Origin of the sequence: Pseudomonas frederiksbergensis, assembly GCF_035751725.1 — a bacterium.
Taxonomy (GTDB): domain Bacteria; phylum Pseudomonadota; class Gammaproteobacteria; order Pseudomonadales; family Pseudomonadaceae; genus Aquipseudomonas; species Aquipseudomonas frederiksbergensis_A.
The window spans coordinates 5210178-5228122 of sequence record NZ_CP142104.1; the positions used below are offsets into that span (position 1 = coordinate 5210178).

General features: G+C 61.2%; 20 protein-coding genes. 6 read left to right on the forward strand and 14 right to left on the reverse strand.

The features are described 5' to 3' along the window. Positions 1–7: 7 nt before the first annotated feature. The 6 genes from VQ575_RS23370 to VQ575_RS23395 all read left to right on the forward strand — a co-directional run bounded on the left by VQ575_RS23370 (position 8) and on the right by VQ575_RS23395 (position 5949). Positions 8–631, forward strand: coding sequence for a CDP-alcohol phosphatidyltransferase family protein (locus VQ575_RS23370; protein ID WP_045157350.1), 624 nt, complete (start codon positions 8–10; stop codon positions 629–631). A gap of 10 nt (positions 632–641) precedes the next feature. Next, positions 642–2399: a bifunctional alpha/beta hydrolase/class I SAM-dependent methyltransferase gene (locus VQ575_RS23375; protein ID WP_039594233.1), complete on the forward strand. Its 1758-nt coding sequence runs from the start codon at positions 642–644 to the stop codon at positions 2397–2399. After that, positions 2399–3736, forward strand: a complete 1338-nt coding sequence (locus VQ575_RS23380; RefSeq protein ID WP_325918510.1) for a phosphatase PAP2/dual specificity phosphatase family protein — start codon at positions 2399–2401, stop codon at positions 3734–3736. Before VQ575_RS23375 ends, VQ575_RS23380 begins: the two co-directional genes overlap by 1 nt. After that, the gene (locus tag VQ575_RS23385) at positions 3733–4197 is read left to right on the forward strand and encodes a hypothetical protein (RefSeq protein ID WP_045157352.1); all 465 of its coding nucleotides are present in this window, start codon (positions 3733–3735) and stop codon (positions 4195–4197) included. Before VQ575_RS23380 ends, VQ575_RS23385 begins: the two co-directional genes overlap by 4 nt. 197 nt (positions 4198–4394) lie before the next feature. Then, complete coding sequence (locus VQ575_RS23390; protein WP_039594236.1) at positions 4395–5015, forward strand: lysophospholipid acyltransferase family protein; 621 nt, start codon at positions 4395–4397, stop codon at positions 5013–5015. 1 nt (position 5016) lies between these two features. Then, positions 5017–5949 (forward strand): phosphatidate cytidylyltransferase, encoded by a 933-nt coding sequence (locus VQ575_RS23395; RefSeq protein ID WP_039594237.1) that lies wholly within the window; start codon positions 5017–5019, stop codon positions 5947–5949. Between the two features lie 71 nt (positions 5950–6020). On the opposite strand, the gene cyoD is transcribed toward VQ575_RS23395, so the two are convergent. The 14 genes from cyoD to VQ575_RS23465 all read right to left on the reverse strand — a co-directional run bounded on the left by cyoD (position 6021) and on the right by VQ575_RS23465 (position 17943). Further along, positions 6021–6350, reverse strand: a complete 330-nt coding sequence (cyoD, locus tag VQ575_RS23400) for a cytochrome o ubiquinol oxidase subunit IV (RefSeq protein WP_039594238.1) — start codon at positions 6348–6350, stop codon at positions 6021–6023. Then, positions 6350–6964 carry a cytochrome o ubiquinol oxidase subunit III gene (gene cyoC, locus VQ575_RS23405; RefSeq protein ID WP_045157354.1) on the reverse strand — a complete coding sequence of 205 codons (615 nt, stop codon included), beginning with the start codon at positions 6962–6964 and terminating at the stop codon, positions 6350–6352. The genes cyoD and cyoC overlap by 1 nt, the downstream gene beginning before the upstream one ends. A 2-nt stretch (positions 6965–6966) precedes the next feature. Next, entirely contained in the window at positions 6967–8940 is a 1974-nt protein-coding gene (gene cyoB / locus VQ575_RS23410; protein ID WP_045157355.1) for a cytochrome o ubiquinol oxidase subunit I, read from the reverse strand. A 3-nt stretch (positions 8941–8943) separates the two neighbouring features. After that, the gene (gene cyoA, locus VQ575_RS23415; RefSeq protein ID WP_045157356.1) at positions 8944–9876 is read right to left on the reverse strand and encodes a ubiquinol oxidase subunit II; all 933 of its coding nucleotides are present in this window, start codon (positions 9874–9876) and stop codon (positions 8944–8946) included. A gap of 14 nt (positions 9877–9890) precedes the next feature. Then, complete coding sequence (locus tag VQ575_RS23420; RefSeq protein WP_045157357.1) at positions 9891–10133, reverse strand: YdcH family protein; 243 nt, start codon at positions 10131–10133, stop codon at positions 9891–9893. 161 nt (positions 10134–10294) lie between these two features. Further along, a complete protein-coding gene (locus VQ575_RS23425) occupies positions 10295–11182 on the reverse strand; it encodes an MBL fold metallo-hydrolase (protein WP_198726094.1) in 888 nt (295 codons plus the stop codon). A 163-nt stretch (positions 11183–11345) separates the two neighbouring features. After that, entirely contained in the window at positions 11346–12503 is a 1158-nt protein-coding gene (locus tag VQ575_RS23430) for a glutathionylspermidine synthase family protein (RefSeq protein ID WP_325918511.1), read from the reverse strand. A gap of 12 nt (positions 12504–12515) precedes the next feature. Beyond that, positions 12516–13217: a DUF1190 domain-containing protein gene (locus VQ575_RS23435; RefSeq protein WP_039594245.1), complete on the reverse strand. Its 702-nt coding sequence runs from the start codon at positions 13215–13217 to the stop codon at positions 12516–12518. A 19-nt stretch (positions 13218–13236) separates the two neighbouring features. Further along, positions 13237–13665: a DUF350 domain-containing protein gene (locus tag VQ575_RS23440; RefSeq protein WP_039594246.1), complete on the reverse strand. Its 429-nt coding sequence runs from the start codon at positions 13663–13665 to the stop codon at positions 13237–13239. A 15-nt stretch (positions 13666–13680) separates the two neighbouring features. Continuing rightward, entirely contained in the window at positions 13681–14343 is a 663-nt protein-coding gene (locus tag VQ575_RS23445) for a DUF2491 family protein (protein ID WP_045157051.1), read from the reverse strand. Further along, complete coding sequence (locus tag VQ575_RS23450) at positions 14330–15364, reverse strand: ion channel (protein WP_198726087.1); 1035 nt, start codon at positions 15362–15364, stop codon at positions 14330–14332. The genes VQ575_RS23445 and VQ575_RS23450 overlap by 14 nt, the downstream gene beginning before the upstream one ends. Before the next feature lie 211 nt (positions 15365–15575). Continuing rightward, positions 15576–16274, reverse strand: a complete 699-nt coding sequence (locus VQ575_RS23455; RefSeq protein ID WP_039594249.1) for a PspA/IM30 family protein — start codon at positions 16272–16274, stop codon at positions 15576–15578. Between the two features lie 22 nt (positions 16275–16296). Continuing rightward, positions 16297–16878, reverse strand: coding sequence for a YjfI family protein (locus VQ575_RS23460; protein ID WP_155402020.1), 582 nt, complete (start codon positions 16876–16878; stop codon positions 16297–16299). A gap of 222 nt (positions 16879–17100) precedes the next feature. Beyond that, a complete protein-coding gene (locus VQ575_RS23465) occupies positions 17101–17943 on the reverse strand; it encodes a YfaP family protein (RefSeq protein WP_045157055.1) in 843 nt (280 codons plus the stop codon). Positions 17944–17945 lie beyond the last annotated feature (2 nt).

Genomic DNA, 17945 nt, shown 5'->3' on the forward strand with positions numbered 1-17945 from the left:
AGTCCATATGCCTTCCATCTATCAACTCAAGCCCGCCTTCCAGAATCTGCTTCGCCCCGCCGTCCAGCGCCTTTACGACAAGGGCGTCACCGCCAACCAGGTGACCTTGCTCGCGGGCGTCGTTTCCGTGCTGGTGGGGGCGGTGATCGCGTGGTTCGCCAGTCATCCGTGGGTGTTCATCCTGGTGCCGGTGTGGATGTTCCTGCGCATGGCGTTGAATGCGGTGGATGGCATGCTGGCGCGGGAGTTTGGCCAGCAGTCGAATCTGGGCGCCTACCTCAATGAGCTATGCGATATCATCGCCGACGCTGCCTTGATCCTGCCTTTTGCCCTGTTTCCCGATACCAGCCTGTTGCTCGTGTTGTTGGTCACGCTGTTGGCGTTGTTCAGCGAATACGCCGGTGTGCTGGGGGCGATGGTCGGCGCTTCGCGGCGCTATGACGGGCCGATGGGCAAGAGTGATCGCGCCTTTGTGTTTGGCGTGCTGGCGACCGGTATTGCCCTGGGTTGGCTCGGGGCGCTGTGGGTTGATGGTGTGATGGCGGTGGTTGCCGCCCTGCTGGTTTATACCTTGGTCAATCGGGTCCGCCATGGCCTGAGCCAAGTGACGGAAAACGCTCCCTCAGCATAAGGAAGTTGCAATGCGTGAAGCCCAGGAACTGACGTTCACCACCCACGACGGCGTGGAGTTGTTCTACCGGCACTGGCCGGCTGTCGAGGCCACGGCGGGTGAACCCCGCCAGGCCGTATTGTTGTTTCACCGCGGCCATGAGCACTCCGGGCGCATCGCGCATTTGGTGGATGAGCTGGATTTGCCCGGGTTCGAGTTTTTCGCCTGGGACGCCCGCGGCCACGGCCAGTCGCCCGGCGAGCGGGGCGACAGCCCGAGTTTCGCCACCAGCGCGCGGGACGTGCAGACCTTCTGCGATCACATCGGCGCGGCACACCAGATCGACGAACAGAACATTGCCGTAGTCGCACAAAGCGTCGGCGCGGTGATCGCTTCCACCTGGGTCCACGACTATGCGCCGCGCATTCGCTCGCTGGTGCTGGCGTCGCCGGCGTTCAAGGTCAAGCTCTACGTACCGTTCGCCCGTCCGGGCCTGGCGCTGATGCGCAAGTTCCGTGGCAATTTCTTCGTCAACAGTTACGTCAAGGCCAGGTTCCTCAGCCATGACCCGGAGCGAGTCGCGTCCTACGACAGCGATCCGCTGATCACCAAGGCCATTTCGGTGAACGTGCTGCTGGGCCTGTACGAAGCCGCCGACCGGGTTGTAGCCGATGCCCAGGCGATCCAGGTGCCGACACAGTTGTTGATTTCCGGTTCCGACTTCGTCGTGCATCGTAAACCCCAGGAACAGTTCTTCGAGCGGCTGGGCAGCCTGCACAAAGAGAAGCACATCCTGCCGGGCTTCTTCCACGACACCCTCGGCGAGAAAAACCGTGCGCCAGCCATCGCCAGCGCCCGCCGCTTCATCCTGCAAAACTTCGCCCGTCCGCTGGAGCGCCCTTCCCTGCTGGACGCCGATCGCCTGGGCGTGACCTGCGCCGAAGCCGAAACCCTGGCGACGCCGCTGCCGCACAACTCGTTGCGTGATCTTTACTGGCGCATGACCCGCGCCAGCATGCGCTTTGGCAGCAAATTGTCGGCCGGGGTGAAACTGGGCTTCGACACCGGCTTCGACTCCGGCAGCACCCTGGATTACGTGTACCGCAACCGCCCAACCGGCACCTCGGCCCTGGGCAAGATGATCGACCAGAACTACCTGAACTCCATCGGCTGGCGCGGCATTCGCCAGCGCAAGGTGCACGTCGAAGAGCTGCTGCGCCTGGCGATGGCCGAGTTGCGCGCCCAGGACCGCGAGGTGCGCATCGTCGACATCGCCGCCGGTCATGGCCGCTACATTCTCGAAGCGCTGCAAGGCGTCAGCCCGTTGCCGGAGTCGATCCTGCTGCGCGACTACAGCGACATCAACGTGCGTGACGGCAGTGCGCTAATCCTTGAGAAAGGCCTCGGCGACATCGCGCGTTTCGTCAAGGGTGATGCGTTCGACCGCCAGGATCTGGCGGCGCTCGAACCGAAACCAACCCTCGCCGTGGTGTCGGGCCTGTACGAACTGTTCGCCGATAACCAGATGGTCGGCGGCTCCCTCGCCGGCCTGGCCGAAGCGGTGGAGCCTGGCGGTTTCCTGGTCTACACCGGCCAGCCATGGCACCCGCAACTGGAACTGATCGCCCGCGCCCTGACCAGCCACCGCGCCGGCCAGGCCTGGGTGATGCGTCGGCGCACCCAGGCGGAAATGGACCAATTGGTCGAGGCGGCAGGTTTCCGCAAGATCACCCTGCGGGTCGATGAGTGGGGCATTTTCAGCGTTTCGCTGGCGCAGCGGGTTCAGTAATGAGCGCCGTCATCGCTCCGGCCCGCGAACCCGCGCTGCTGAAACCGGCGGTGCTGTGGCTGCTGTTGTTGGCGCCGCTGTTCTTCACCACGTACGGCTTCGCCACCTGGGTCACGGCCCAGCGTGACGACGTCGGCAGCCTGGTGTTCGACTGGGAAAGCCACATGCCGTTCATGGCCTGGACCATCGTGCCGTACTGGTCGATCGACTTGTTGTACGGCCTGTCGTTGCTGCTGCCCAACAGCCGCGACGAACTCAAGCGCCACGCGCTGCGTCTGCTCACGGCCCAGGCGATTGCGGTCAGTTGCTTCCTGCTCTGGCCGCTGACGTTCACCTTCCCCCGACCGGAAATGGATGGGGTGTTCGGTTGGATGTTCGACGTGCTGGCCGGCTTCGACAAGCCGTTCAACCAGGCGCCGTCGCTGCACATCGCGTTGCTGGTGGTGCTCTGGGTCTGTTATGAGCGCCACCTGCAAGGCGTCTGGCGTTGGTTGATGCACGGCTGGTTCGCCTTGATTGGCGTGTCGGTGCTGACCACTTACCAACACCATTTTGTCGACGTGCCGACCGGTGCGCTGGCCGGGTGGTTGTGTGTCTGGTTGTGGCCGCTGGACCGGCCGAGCCCGCTGTTCAGTGCACGACTGACGACAGATCCGGCCCGTCGGCGCCTGGCCCTGCGTTATGGCGTGGGTGCCGCCGCGTTGTTCACGTTGGCGTTTGCCTTCGGTGGCGCGTGGCTTTGGCTGATCTGGCCGGCGGTGGCGGTGCTGATGGTGGCGCTGAATTACCTGCTGTTCGGCGCGAGCGGGTTCCAGAAGCGTGAAGACGGTCGACTGAGCCCGGCGGTGCGCTGGTTGCTGGCGCCTTATTTGACGGCGGCGTGGATCAATTCCCGCCTGTGGACGCGCAAGCACCCACAGCCGGATCAGATCATGGATGACGTCTGGCTCGGGCGGATTCCTACATCGGCTGCCCTGAAGGACAGTCGGTTCAGCGCGGTGCTCGACCTCTGCGCCGAGTTGTCCATGGACAGCACGGCAATCGCCTATCGCACCGTGCCGGTACTCGACCTGACGGCACCGACTGTCGAGCAATGCCTGGACGCCGCGCAGAAAATCGAGCACCTGCGCCAGCATGGGCCGGTGCTGGTCTGCTGCGCCTTGGGTTACTCGCGCAGCGCCACCGCCGTGGCGGCTTGGTTGTTGAGCACGGGCCGCGCTGACAGCGTGGGCGCTGCCATTGCGCAGATCCAGCGTGTGCGCCCACGTGTCGTCCTGCACAAGGCCCATCGCCAGGCGTTGGGGCAAATATCCGCGGGCTTCGGGGAATGGTCATGAGCAGTGACATCGAACTGCACACCGTGGCGAGCCTGTTGCGCCGCGGTCAATCGCTGGACCATTTGTCCACCGGACTGACGCTGCTGGCGGCGCTGATCGGCCTGGGCCAATGGCTGGTGGGTAGCGTCGATCCGTGGCTGCTGTTGCTGAGCTTTGGCGTGTTCGTCCTCGGCATGCAGGAAAAATACCTGGCGTTTCGCGTGGCCTTTGATGCCGATCTGTTTCAGATCGTCGCGGATGCCAGCAAGCCGCTGACCGAACGCACCCAGGCATTGGACGAGGCCCTCGCCAATCTCGGCCTGCAACCGGTCGAGCGTGGCGGGCGGTCCTGGCCTGAGCGCAGCCATGGTTCGATGCGACTGCTGCGCCGCCAAGCCTGGCTGGTGACTATCCAAGCGCTGTTGACGGTGAGCTTTGTCCTGGCGAGTCCCTGGCTGGTTTACTCGGGTCTTGGAACTTAAACAGGAAGATGAATGGCTTCTGTGGCGAGGGAGCTTGCTCCCGCTGGGGGGCGAAGCCCTCCCCTATGATCTGCCTGATAAACCGCGACCTCAGTGTTAGGGCGACTTCGTAGCCCAGCGGGAGCAAGCTCCCTCGCCACATTGTTTGCCTGCGATAGATGTCGCATAACTTCAAGCTTTCAGGACAAGGAATCCTCATGTTCGAACCCGTGGTCGCCAACCTCATCACCTCCGCCGCGCGGATGGTCACCGGCGCGCGTAGCCTGTGGCTCGGCTGCGCGCCGACGCCGGTGCAGCGGATCTACTTCGCCAACCACAGCAGCCACGGTGACTTCGTGTTGCTCTGGGCCTCGCTGCCGCCAGCGCTGCGCAAGCTCACCCGTCCGGTCGCCGGGGCCGATTATTGGCAAACCAGCCCGATGCGCCGCTACATCATCAACCGGGTGTTCAACGGCGTGCTGGTGGATCGCGAGCGCAAGGATCCTTCCTGCAACCCATTGCAGCCGATGCTCGACGCGCTGGAAAACGGCGACTCGCTGATCATCTTCCCCGAGGGCACGCGCAATCCGGATGAAGGCCTGTTGCCGTTCAAGAGCGGGATCTACCACCTGATGAAAAGCCATCCCGAGGTGGAGGTGATCCCGGTGTGGATCGCCAACCTCAACCGCGTCATGCCCAAGGGCCGTGTGCTGCCGCTGCCGTTGTTGTGCACCACCAGTTTCGGCGCGCCGCTGTGCATCGAAGAAGGCGAAAGCAAAGAGCAATTTCTAGAACGCAGCCGCGCCGCGCTGCTGGCCCTGGCCCCGGAGCACGTCTGACATGGATCGATATACCTTGATGTTGTTTGGCGGGATCGGCGCGATTCTGCTGCTGGCTTCGTTGATCGGTTTCATTCTCAAGCTGCGGACCAAAGGCGCGCCGAACTCGGTGATCGAGAACCTCAACGCGCGGATCAACGCCTGGTGGATCATGGTGCTGGTGATCGGTATTGCGTTCTGGCTCGGCAACGCGGCGGTGATCCTGCTGTTCTACGCCGTGTCGTTCTATGCCTTGCGCGAATTCCTGACGCTGACCCCGACCCGGCGCAGTGACTACCCTGCCCTCGTGGCGGCGTTCTACCTGGCGCTGCCGCTGCAATACCTGCTGATCTACTACGACTGGTACGGCCTGTTCTCGATCTTCATTCCGGTGTACGTGTTCTTGCTGTTGCCGATCCTGGCGTCGCTGGGCGGCGACAGCACGCACTTCCTCGAGCGCGCTTCGAAAGTGCAGTGGGGGTTGATGATCGCGGTGTTCTGCATCTCCTTCGTGCCCGCCCTGCTGACGCTGGACATCGCTGGTTTTGAAGGGCGCAACCTGTTGCTGATCGCTTACCTGGTGATCGTGGTGCAGCTCTCGGATGTGTTGCAGTACGTCTGCGGCAAGCTGTTCGGCAAGCACAAGATCGCGCCGAACCTGTCACCGTCGAAGACGGTGGAAGGTTTTGTCGGCGGCATTTTCCTGGCCTCGCTGATCGGCGGCGCGCTGTGGTGGATCACACCGTTCAATCCGTGGCAGTCGTTCCTCATCGCCTTGCTGATTAACCTGCTGGGCTTTGCCGGTGGCATCGTCATGTCGGCGATCAAGCGCGACCGTGGCGTCAAGGACTGGGGCCACATGATCGAAGGCCACGGCGGCATGCTCGACCGGCTGGACTCGGTGTGCTTCGCCGCGCCGATCTTCTTTCACCTGGTTCGGTATTGGTGGACTTGAGGTACTGACACACCGCTTACCTGTGGCGAGGGAGCAAGTTCCCTCGCCACAAAGGCGGTTCGCCGGACGATTTAGTGCGCCAACATATTGTGGTGCACGCTGTACATGATCCACAGCGACAGCCCCACCAGCAGCGCAATCACCACCGCCGAGAACGCCAGCGCCGTCACGTTCCAGCGCTGCTGCGGCGAGAAATCCAGGTGCAGGAAGTAGATCAGGTGCACGACGATCTGGATCACCGCAAAGATCGCCACGATCGCCGCCGTCATCGGCTTGGGCAATGTGGGATACATCACCAGGGCGAAGGGAATGACGGTGAGGATGACCGACAGAACGAACCCGGTGAGGTAGGATTTTGCGCTGCCATGGCTGGCATCGACGCTGCTCTGATGACTGCTCATTACATCACTCCAAACAGATAGACCACGGTAAACACGCAGATCCACACCACGTCGAGGAAGTGCCAGAACAGGCTCAGGCAGCCCATGCGGGTGGCGTTGACGGTGGTCAGGCCTTTGCGTTGGATCTGGAACATCACGACCGCCATCCACAGCAGGCCGGTGGCGACGTGCAGGCCGTGAGTGCCCACCAACGTGAAGAAACCCGTGAGAAAGGCACTGCGGTTCGGGCCGTAGCCTTCGGCGATGAGCTTCTGGAACTCATGGATTTCCATGCCGATAAACGCCAGGCCGAGGACGAACGTCAGGCCGAGCCAGGCCAGCACCTTCTGCTTCTGGCCGGCACCCAGGGCGAGCATGGCGAAGCCGTAGGTAATGCTGCTGAACAGCAGGATGAAGGTTTCCGCGAGGACGTAGGGCAGCTCGAAAATGTCGGCGGCGCCAGGGCCACCGGCAACGCTTTGCCCAAGCACCGCATAGGTCGCGAACAGCGTTGCGAACAAAATGCAGTCGGTCATCAAGTAGATCCAGAACCCGAACAGGGTCATGGAGCTGGCGTCCGAGTGCCCGTGTTCGGATTCCGGCGCAGTGGCGTTTGGCTGGACGAGATTGGACATGATCAAGCCTCCGCCAACATCTTGATGCGCTGGTTTTCAATACGCGCCACCTCCTCGGCAGGCACGTAGTAATCGATGTCGTCATCGGCGCTGCGCCAGATCACCCCGCCGATGGTCGCCACCAGCCCGACGATCGCCAGCCACCAGATATGCCACACCAGGGCAAAGCACATGATCAGGCTGAACAGGCTTATGACCAGCCCCATCGCGGTGTTGCGCGGCATGTGGATGGCTTGGAAATCCGCTTCGACGGCGGTCTTTTGGCCACGCTCCTTCATGCCCCAATAGGCGTCGATGCCCTCCACCACCGGTTGTTGGGCGAAGTTGTAGAACGGCGGTGGCGAGGCAGTGGACCATTCCAGCGTGCGACCGTCCCAGGGGTCGCCCGTCAGGTCGCGGTTCTGGTGACGCTGGCGGATGCTGAAGTAGATCTGCAGGATCTGGCAGACCACACCGCAGAGAATGATGCCCACGCCCAGCAACTCCGCCAGCAGCCACGGTTCCCATTCGGGCACGTTGAAGTGGTTCAAACGCCGGGTCATGCCCATGAAGCCAAGGAAGTACGACGGCATGAAGGCGAAGTAGAAGCCGATGATCCAGCACCAGAACGCCGCCCGGCCCAAGCGGTCGTGAAGTTTGAAACCAAAGGCCTTGGGAAACCAGTAGGTCAGGCCGCAGAGATAGCCGAACACGGCGCCGCCGATGATCACGTTATGGAAATGGGCGATCAGAAACAGGCTGTTGTGCAGCAGGAAATCCGCGCCGGGCACCGCCAGCAAGACACCGGTCATGCCACCAATGCTGAACGTGACGATAAAGCCCACCGTCCACAGCATTGGCGTTTCAAAGCGCACCCGCCCGCGGTACATGGTGAACAGCCAAGTGAATATCTTCACCCCGGTGGGCACGGCGATGATCATGGTCATGATGCCGAAGAAGGCGTTGACGTTCGCCCCCGAGCCCATGGTGAAGAAGTGGTGCACCCAGACGATGAACGACAGGATGGTAATGACAATCGTCGCCCATACCAGCGAGTGATAGCCGAACAGGCGCTTGCGGCTGAAGGTCGACGCCACCTCGGAAAAGATCCCGAACGCCGGCAGGATCAGGATGTACACCTCCGGATGGCCCCACGCCCAGATGAGGTTGACGTACATCATCGGGTTGCCGCCCAGCTCGTTGGTAAAGAAGTGCATGTCCAAGTAACGGTCGAGGCTGAGCATGAACAGCGTCGCGGTAAGGATCGGAAACGACGCCAGGATCAGCACCGCCGTGCACAGCACCGTCCAGGTGAACACCGGCATGCGGAAAAGCGTCATGCCGGGTGTACGCATTTTCAGAATCGTGACGAAGAAATTCACCCCGGTGAGCAGCGTCCCGACCCCGGATATCTGCAATGACCAGATGTAATAGTCCACCCCGACCCCGGGGCTGTAGGAAAGCCCCGATAGCGGCGGATAAGCGACCCAACCGGTGCGGGCGAACTCACCGACCGCCAGGGAAATGTTCACCAACATCGCCCCGGCGACGAACAGCCAGAAACTCAATGCATTGAGGAACGGAAACGCCACGTCCCGGGCACCGATCTGCAAGGGCACGACGATGTTCATCAGCCCCACGACCAATGGCATCGCCATGAAGAAGATCATGATCACGCCATGGGCGGTGAAGATCTGGTCATAGTGTTCCGGTGGCAGATAGCCGGGCGAACCGTCGGACGCCATCGCCTGTTGCGTGCGCATCATGATTGCGTCGGAAAAGCCACGCAGCAGCATCACCAGGCCGACGGCGATGTACATCACGCCGATGCGTTTGTGATCGACTGAGGTAAACCACTCTTTCCACAGGTAGGTCCATTTGCGGTAGTAGGTGATGGCACCCATGCCGGCCAGGGCGATCAGCCCCACCACCGCAAGGGTCCACATGATGATCGGCTCATCCGTCGGGATCGCCTCCAGCGTCAGTTTTCCAAACATGCCTTACTCCTGCGCTTTGCGTTGAGCCCCGACGGGTGATTCGATGCTGCCCTGCATGTGCTCCATGCGATGCTCGACTTCACGGGAACGGTTCATGCCTTCGTATTTATCGATGATGCTCTGGAACAAGTCCGGCTGGACCGAGGCGTAGTGCTCCACCGGGTGCTTGACCGTGGGTCGGGCCAGTCGGGCGTAGCTGTCCTTATCCAACCGCCCTTGTCCTGCGCGCACGCTGGCAACCCACTTCTCGAAACCCGCCGCATCGGTGGCCAGGGTTTGGAAATGCATGTCGGAAAAGCCCGGGCCGTTGTAGTTGGCGGCGATGCCCCGGTATTGCCCGGCCTCGTTGGCGATCAGGTGCAGTTGAGTCTGCATGCCAGCCATGGCGTAGATCTGCCCGCCCAGCGCCGGAATGAAAAACGAGGTCATCGCGCCATCGGAGGTCACGCGAAAGTTCACCGGTGTGTCCAAAGGCATTGCCAGCTCATTGACCGAAGCGATGCCCAGTTCCGGATAGATGAAGACCCATTTCCAGTCCGCAGCGATGACCTGCACCACCAGCGGCTTCACGTCGGAATCCAGCGGCCGGTAAGGGTCCAGCGCATGGGTGGACTTCCAGGTAACCACGCCGAGAATGATGATGATCACCAGCGGCACGCCCCAGACCACCGCTTCGATCTTGCGCGAATGCGCCCACTCCGGCGTGTACTTCGCCTTTGTGTTGGAAGCGCGGTACTTCACGGAAAAGACGAACGCCATGACGATGACCGGCACCACCACCAGCAACATCAACAATGTCGAGAGAATGATCAAGTTGCGTTGATCGACGCCGACCTGTCCCTTGGGATTGAACAACACCATGTCGCAACCACCGAGCAACAGCAGCCCGCCGACCAGCAACAACCTTGATAAGTAACAAGGCAGTCGAGTTCGCATCTCTTACGCTTCGCTTATGGGTTGCTTGCCAGTTGCCGAGCGATCTTGTCTTTGATCGACAGGCGCTGTTCCTTGAGTTTGCGCAGGTCGTCATCCTCGACGTTGCCCGCTGAAATGGATTCGGCGGCCAATACTTGGTTATCCAGATCCATGTACTCATCCAGCAGGCGATCAAGTTCCGGATCCTGCTGGCGACGTTGTTGGACCGCCTCTTTACTGCAATTCAAATCCTGATAAAGATCATGAGAAGCAGGCATGGCCTTCTCCTTTTACGGTGTTGTTGGGGTACACGATTTTTAGAATTGGCCCCCTCGGCTAAGTTGAGAGAAACATCTGGAAACGGTGACGAACGGCATCGCGCACAAAAAAAAGCCCACGAGACGTGGGCAAAGGGAAAGCGGTTATGTCGCAGGCCGAGTCAGGAGGATTGCTTACCTGCGGCCGAAGGCATCGCCGTGGAATCAACCCGGACCGTGCGTGATCGAAGCATTGCCTTCTCCCACTCCGTGGCATCGTGGCTGCAAAAGATTTCGACGTGCCCGTTTTGAACCCGCGCCAGTTCCCGCAGGCGATCCTGGTTGCGCATCCGTGCCGAACGGTAGGTGTCCATCATGTATTGATAGAATTTCAGCCCCGGCGGACAGTGGCGCTCGGCTTGATGGACTTCATCGTGGAAGAAATAGGCATCGCCGGCATGCAGCAGCCAACCGTCGGGCGTGCGCACGGCAATGCCGGCGTGCCCGGCCGTATGGCCTTGCAGCGGCACAAGGAAAATGTCCTCTTCTTCGGCCCCGATGAGCGCGCGCACCGAGTCGAAACCGAACCAGGTGTCGCCGTCCGGGGCATAGAACTCCCAATTGTCGATGCCCTGCCACTGACGTGCCTGGAACCGCCGCCGGCTGATCCAACTGTCGGCGGAGCGCGCCGCCGCCATTTCGTCACGCATCACATGAACCCGGGCCTGGGGAAAATCCTGGAGCCCACCGGCGTGATCGAAATCCAGATGGGTCAGGAGAATATGCCGAACGTCATTGGCATCGAAGCCTAGCCGCCGCACTTGTTCCAACGCGGTAAGGCGATGTTCGAATTTGATGTTGTTGAACGCCCGGAAAAATCGGCTCAACCGCTCGGGGGTCTGCACATCGCGCTGGCCAAAACCGGTGTCCACGAGGACCAGGCCGTTGCTGTCGGTTTCAATCAACAGGCAATGGCACACCAGGCACGCCGTCAGTCCTCGACTGTAGCCATCGAACAACTTCCCGCCCACCGGGCACATGCAACCGCAGTTCAGGTGGTGGATATGCATGTGGGCCTCCTGTCACGAATGGCGCGTCGATTTCCGTTTTTTCATGAACTCTTTTGAAATCGACAGGAACGCGACAGGCGCAATTCCGCAAAGGCGACAGGCGGTGGCTATGTCCAGGCAAAGATGCCCTGGGTGGGAGCTTGCTCGCTGCCACGCAGGGGGATCAATCGAGGATCAGGTGCGGCAGGAACCGACTGGAATCCTTGGTGATCAGGCTATTGTCTTCCCGCACCCCGATACCGGCGGCCTGGTCGCCGATGACCCAGGAACCGATCAGGGTGTAGCTGTCGCCAAAGCGTGGCAGTGGCGCGAACTCCTGGAGGATGAACGGCGCATCGGTATACGGGCCGTCCTCTTTGACGATCAAACCATCAGTAGTCTGCAGCTCGATATTGGCGCCTTCCCGGGAAAAGAACGGCTTGCGTACCCAGCCCTTGGGCACCGCTTTGCTCGTGTCGGTATCCAGGTGGGCGGCGAGCAGGTTCGGGTGGCCTTTGTTGAACTCCCACAACAGCGGCAGGATGCCTTTGTTGGAGATGATCGACTTCCACGCCGGTTCGAAAAACTGCGTATCGCATTGGGCTATCGCAGCGCCAAACGGCTCGTGGAAAATGAACTCCCAGGCATGCAGCTTGAACAGGTGCGGAATCCAGCGCTCTTGCAGATCGACGAAACGTCCTTCACTGTTGAGGCCGATGTCTTCGATATCGATGTGCCGCGATTCGATGCCGACTTTTTCCGCGATCAGGCGCAAGTAATCCGTGGTGCCCTTGTCTTCCACCGAGCCTTTAATCGAGGCGAAATAGAACGGCTCCTTAAGCTGCAACTGGGCAAAGGCCTGGTGCAGCTTGGTATCGATGCTGTTGAACTGGTCGGCATGGGCCGGCAGCACACCGCGCTCGATGCACTGCTCCAGCCAGCCCCACTGGAACGCCGCCGCCTCGTAGAGGCTGGTCGGCGTGTCGTAGTTGAGCTCCAGCAATTTGGCGGGACCGCTGCCGTTGTAGGAGAAATCCATACGCCCATACAGGTGCGGGTGGCCTTCCAGCCATGACGTGCGAACCAAGTCGAAGAACGGCGCCGGAATACTCAGGCGCTCCAGCAATTCTTCGCTTTGGACCACGCGGGCCACGAGGTCCATGCACATCTCATGGATCTCGGTGGTCGGGTCTTCCAGGTCATCCTCGATTTGCTTGAGGGTGAATTGGTAGTACGCGCTTTCGTCCCAATAGGGTTCGTCGTCGATGGTGTGGAACAGAAAGCCGAGCTGCTCGGCGGTCTGCTTCCAGTCAGGACGCTCTGCGCACTGGATCTTCTTCATGACGCTGGTTCCTCAACCGCCGGAGCTGCTCGAACCGCCCCAACCGCTGCGGGCGCTGGACTTGCTACCGAAACCACCGCGAGACGTAGAGGACGCGACGGACATTGGCTTGCTGGTCTTGATGGAGTCGGTGTAGCTGCCGTACCGCGCCTGGTTGGACTTGTTGAAGGTCGAGCCCCTGGAAACCCGCTGGCTGAGCGTCGAGGACCCGAAGTTGCCCCGATCGTCGCGGTAGCGGTAGACCGGCTCGGAGTAATAGCTGTTGCGGTTGCCGCTCAGCATGTTGCCGATCAGCATGCCGGTCAGCAGGTTGCCGAAGCCTGAACCACCGACGTTCGCTTCCGACGCCGGCAATTGGGCCCGGGCCGCATCGACCTGCGATTGCGTAACTTCGCCGTCGGCGCTGAGCTCGAAACCACCGAGCTTGGGGATGAACTGGCCACTCGAGTCCTGCTGGCACCAGTCCGGGACAAAGTCGGCATCGCAATCCGCCTGGCTGGCGTACGTCGGCGCGATGCGACGGTGCTCGGCCATGGCGGTCATGTAGGCGTCGGCGCAAATGTCCACCGGCAGCTTTTCATCGACACATTGCTGGACGGATTGGAAGTTGTACTTCTTCTGCAACTTGTAGGTTTTTTCCGTTGGCCCGCAGCCAGATATCGCCAGGGCGACCGACGCAGCCAGCGAAAGCTGGACGTACTTGCTTCGTTTCATCGGGATCTCCGTGGCGCGATCAGTTCGTGGAAGGCGTCATGCACGCGGCGTTCAACATGCCGACGCTGATGGCCACGGCGGCGATATAGATACCTGCGGCGATTTCACCGTTCTTGATGCGCGCCGAAGCCCCCTTGAGGACCAGGCTGGTCATCAGGAACGCCAGCAACTGAACGACAGCTGCGATCACCGCCCAGACGATGAAGTCCAGCATGTTGATCGAGTAGGCAATCACATTGCTGGCCGGAATGGCGAAACCGATGACGGCGCCGCCCAGGGCGATGGCCGCCGCCACGTTGCCCGAACGAATCAGTTCGAATTCCCGGTGCGGTGTGACGCGGGTGTAGATGAACTGGAACAGCGCGAACAGCACGGCGGCGCCGAGGATGTACATGACAAAGCCAAGCACGGCGGCTTTGTTCAGGGAAATGGAGAGCGCTTCAAGCATGGACTTCTTCCTTATTCAAAAAGTGTTCAGGTCAGTGGTGTACAGGGAAATACCCAGCGAAGTGCTCAGGCTGACGCTGCCCTCGGCGTCTTCTTCGACGGAGAACAACAGGAACTCCCGGCGATCCGTCAGGCCGGTGTCGCGGGCGTACAGCATCGAACGATGTTCGACGTTGTAGGACTCGTCCGGATTGCTTACGCGCTCGCTCAACGCCACCAGTTCTGTCTGGCCCGCCTCGGTGCCCCATTCGCGGGTGTACTCGACGCCGTCATGGGTGTAGGTCGGCAGGCCGATCAGGCTTTCGGGGCCGGCGAGGCGACGCAACTCCGCTTCACTGTTGATCGTGACGTAGCTGAGGTAGTTGAACAGGATCACCGACTCGACCTGCCCGGCGACGTCGCCGCTGGTGTGCACCTGCAACCAATAGTCCTCATCGTTCATGTAGCAGCGCGACAGCCAGTTCGACTGCCCGAGGTCGACGATGCCCAGGCTCCAGATCTGCTGGTTGCCCGGGATGACCACGCTGCTGTTGCCGTCGAGCAGCAACTTGAGCGTGGTGTCGAACATGACTTGCTTGCCGGAGGACAGGCCCAGCGGCCCGGTGACAGGCGCGTGGTTGCTGGCTGTCCTGTTCGCATTCGGGGCCTCGAGCCCCATCAACTGCTTAAACCACCCCATGGGAAATTTCCTTGAGACGCGCCGAGGCGATGTAGAAGAGTTCGCCGCCCACCACACGGGTGGCGCCGGGCGGGTTGATCGACGGCTGGCGGGCGCCCTGGGCGCGGTAGCCGATCAGCGTGGCGTTGTGCTGTTCTTTCAAGCGGGTGTAGAGCTCGCCGAAAGTCGCTTCAAACGCCTCGGGCAATTTCATCAGGTACTGGGTGGCACCTTCGCCGACACAGAGCAACTCATTGATGACCACTGACGAGCCCGGGTCCTGGGAGGCACGCACCAGCATCTCGATCGCCATGCTGGAGGTGCATTCCAGGCTCGGCGCATAGGCGCTGGCGAGGGCGGCCACTTCGCTGTCATTGAAATGGGCGACTACATGCCCGACAGGCTCCAGTCGATTGACCGCCAGCACGGTGGCCAGGGTCAGGTCGTCGGAATGAGTGCGCACGAGCACGCGTTCGGCACCAGGCACGCCGGCACGCTGCAGCAGCGCGACGGAGGACAAGCTGTCGCCCTTGATGTACGTGGCCTTGCCGGGCATGGGGTTTTCTTCGAGATCGCAATCGCAGATGACGATCAGGTTGTCATTGGACGTTTCGTCCTGTAGCAGCAATTCGATGACTCGCTCGCTGGAGGCGCCCTCCCAGCCGATGAGCACCGTGTGGCCGGCCTTGCCGGTGAAATCGCCTTTGCCCTTCATGCCTTTTCTCCATACATCGATGACGCTGCTGGTGGTTTTGCCGATGACCGTCGTCAACAGGGCAATGCCCCCGAGCATGATCCAGGTCGCCACGAAAATTCGCCCGGCGGATGTCTGTGGCAACAGATCGCCATAGCCGACGGTCAGCGTGGTGGTGAGATAGAAGTAGATAAACGTGGCGGCGGTGATGAGGTGCTGCTCGCCCAGCAGCACCAGGCCGATCCAGGCGATGGACAGGTGCACGCCCAACGCAATGGCCAGCCCTGCCCAACCGAAGCGATGGAAGAAGGACGAAGCGTACGTGCGCAACAGAAGGAAAATCGACATTTCGTCCCTGACTCCGTGGGGCGTGGTTCCTGGCGGGATAATCGCTCTGAGTGCCTGAGCGTAGTGGCCGGACAGCATTAAACCTGTTGCGGGGCTTGGATAGAAGTACCTGCGTAACAATAAATCCGATGAGCAGGCGGGCCTGGCTCAATCCTTGTGGCGAGGGGATTTATCCCCTCGCCACAGGTTTTGTGTTCGGCCTGCCTCGATTTTACTCAGCCGATTTTTTCTTCAGGCGTTCCAGGATCGCATTGGCGCTGCCTTCGTTCGGCGTGATGCCGGCATCGCGCAGCTTGCGCTCCAGGTCGGAGCCGGTCGAAGCCTCGGCCAGCTCGTCCTGGGCTTGCAGTTCAGCGGCACGTTGCTGCTGCTTGGCTTGCAGGCGGTTGAGGGTCCCGACGGCGGTTTCCAGCTTGCCGTTGGCGCCGCCGCTGGCGATCGAGGCACTGACTTGGGCCTTCTGCACGCTTTCCCGGGCCTTGGCCATGTCCACCTGCTGGCGCAGGCTCTTGATGCGGCTTTCGGCCTTGGTGATGTCCTTGCGCATGTTGTCCGCGTAACCGCCGAATTCGGTCGCGTGCTTTTGCTCGGCGTCCAGTTCGTTGGTCAGGGTCGAAATGGCTTCGGCCACTTCCAGCGCCAGGTCTTCGCGGTTGGCCTGGATCGCGGCCAGGGCCTTGGCTTCCAGGTCCTTGATCTTGGCGTTGTATTCAGCGACGCGATCGGTCGCCAGCTTGTGCTTGGCCATGATGGTGACCAGCTCGCGCTTGGCATTGGCCAGCGCGGTGTCGGCGTCGCGGATTTCCTGGTCGAGGATGCGCAGGGCCTGTTGGTCGACGATCGATTCGCCGACTTCGTTGGCACCGCCACGCAGTGCGGTGAACAACTTGCTCCAGATGGACTGAGTCATTGGATGGTTCCTGTTCGGCGAATTAAATGAAGAAGCGTTCGAAGGCTTCGCTGGCGCGCTGGACGTTGTCGACGAGGGTTTTGACCTCGGTGACGACGTTGGTCAGGCTGGAGTCGGAGCTCAAGGCACCGAACATGTTGTAGACGACCTGTCCGTTGGGCATGGTCTCGATGCCGATGGACGACAGCGGGAACATTTCCCGGCTGCGCAATACGGCGTCGTTGAATGCCGCGACATCGTTGATCGACTCGACGTCCACCAGCACGGTATCGACGATGATCTGGTCGCCGACCACGGCGATGTAGATTGGCAAGCCACCGAAGTCATTCATTTCCAGCTTGATGCTGGACTCGGAGCCTTGGACGAGGGAGAGGGTGATGTCGTTCGCGACCACTTCGTCCAGGGCCTGAAGGGCGCTGTAGAGGCGATCGATGTTCCAGTTGTTACCTGCGCTCATGTAATCCTCCGACATGAATGGGCCAGCCAGAATCGGTTGGCGTAGCTGTTTCTCCATTTGCTTGAGCAGGCTTCGGTTTTCAGGAAGCACCCAAGTCTCGTGTTTCACATACCCGGCGGCACTCAGGCCCGCGCGCATCTGCTTCATGTAGAAGCTCGACGGCTTTTTCGCGGAGGGTTTGGCGCGCTCTCCCGTGCGGCTCGCTGAATCGGTCACAGACCCGTCACGCGGATCTGATGGAGAGCTGGTTGGCATGGTACGGACCCCACTGTGAAAAACTCACGCGTGAGAAACACTACAGGCAACTTCACGACCTCACAATAGCTCACGCGTGAGATTTTTCTTGTCACAAATGCTGATCCCACAGGTCTACGGATAGCTGAAACTCTTGACCAACGTCAGCTCGCCCACCGCCCGCATCGGCACCACGAAGGTTTCCATCTTCTCGCTGGGCGTGCCCTCTTCGGTGATGACGGTGACTTTCGCCGTGGTCAGGGCTTGTTGCGCCAGCCCCACTGTTCCGCCCTCTTCGCCGTCTTCTTCACTGCCGTACCCGCCGCCGTAGTAGTTCACATACACCAGGTACTGCCCTTTGATCGGTGCCGGCATGGCAACGATTTCCGGGCCGTAGCCGGTGGTGACGTCGACATCCAGGGCGGCGCCGTTGGCGATGGCGCGGTCGCCGTACCAGACGTGCCCGCCATCGGGCGTGACCAGATGCAGATCCAGGTCGGTGCCGTCGCTGTCCCAGGTCAGCAACACCCGCAACTTGGCCGGGGTGGCGCCGCCGCTGGTGTTGAGAAATTGCGTGCGGTGGCGCTGCTGGCCATCGGCGCTGCGCACCTCAACGCTGTTGCTGCCATTGGGAAACGAGAATGGCCGGTCGAAGCGCCCTTCCTCGTCGAGCTTCAATGGCAAGCTCACGCCGTTGACGATGAGTTGGCCCGGCTCATTGCTCTTCGGCGTGCCTTTGATCTGGCCGGTGATGCGGGCGGTATTGGCCTGGCCCTGGGGCGTGTTGACCGACGAGGCCGGGTAGTTGACGGTCTGGCTGAAGCGTTCGCCCTCGCCCCCCGGCGCGCCGCTGCGCCAGCCGCCGACAGGGGTTTCCAGCTTGAGAGTATCGAGCTTGTCGGGGTCGGCGGCCATGGCCGGTGGCAACGCGGTCAGGGCGCATAGCAACAGCAAGACCTGTGGATAACGGAGTGTCATGG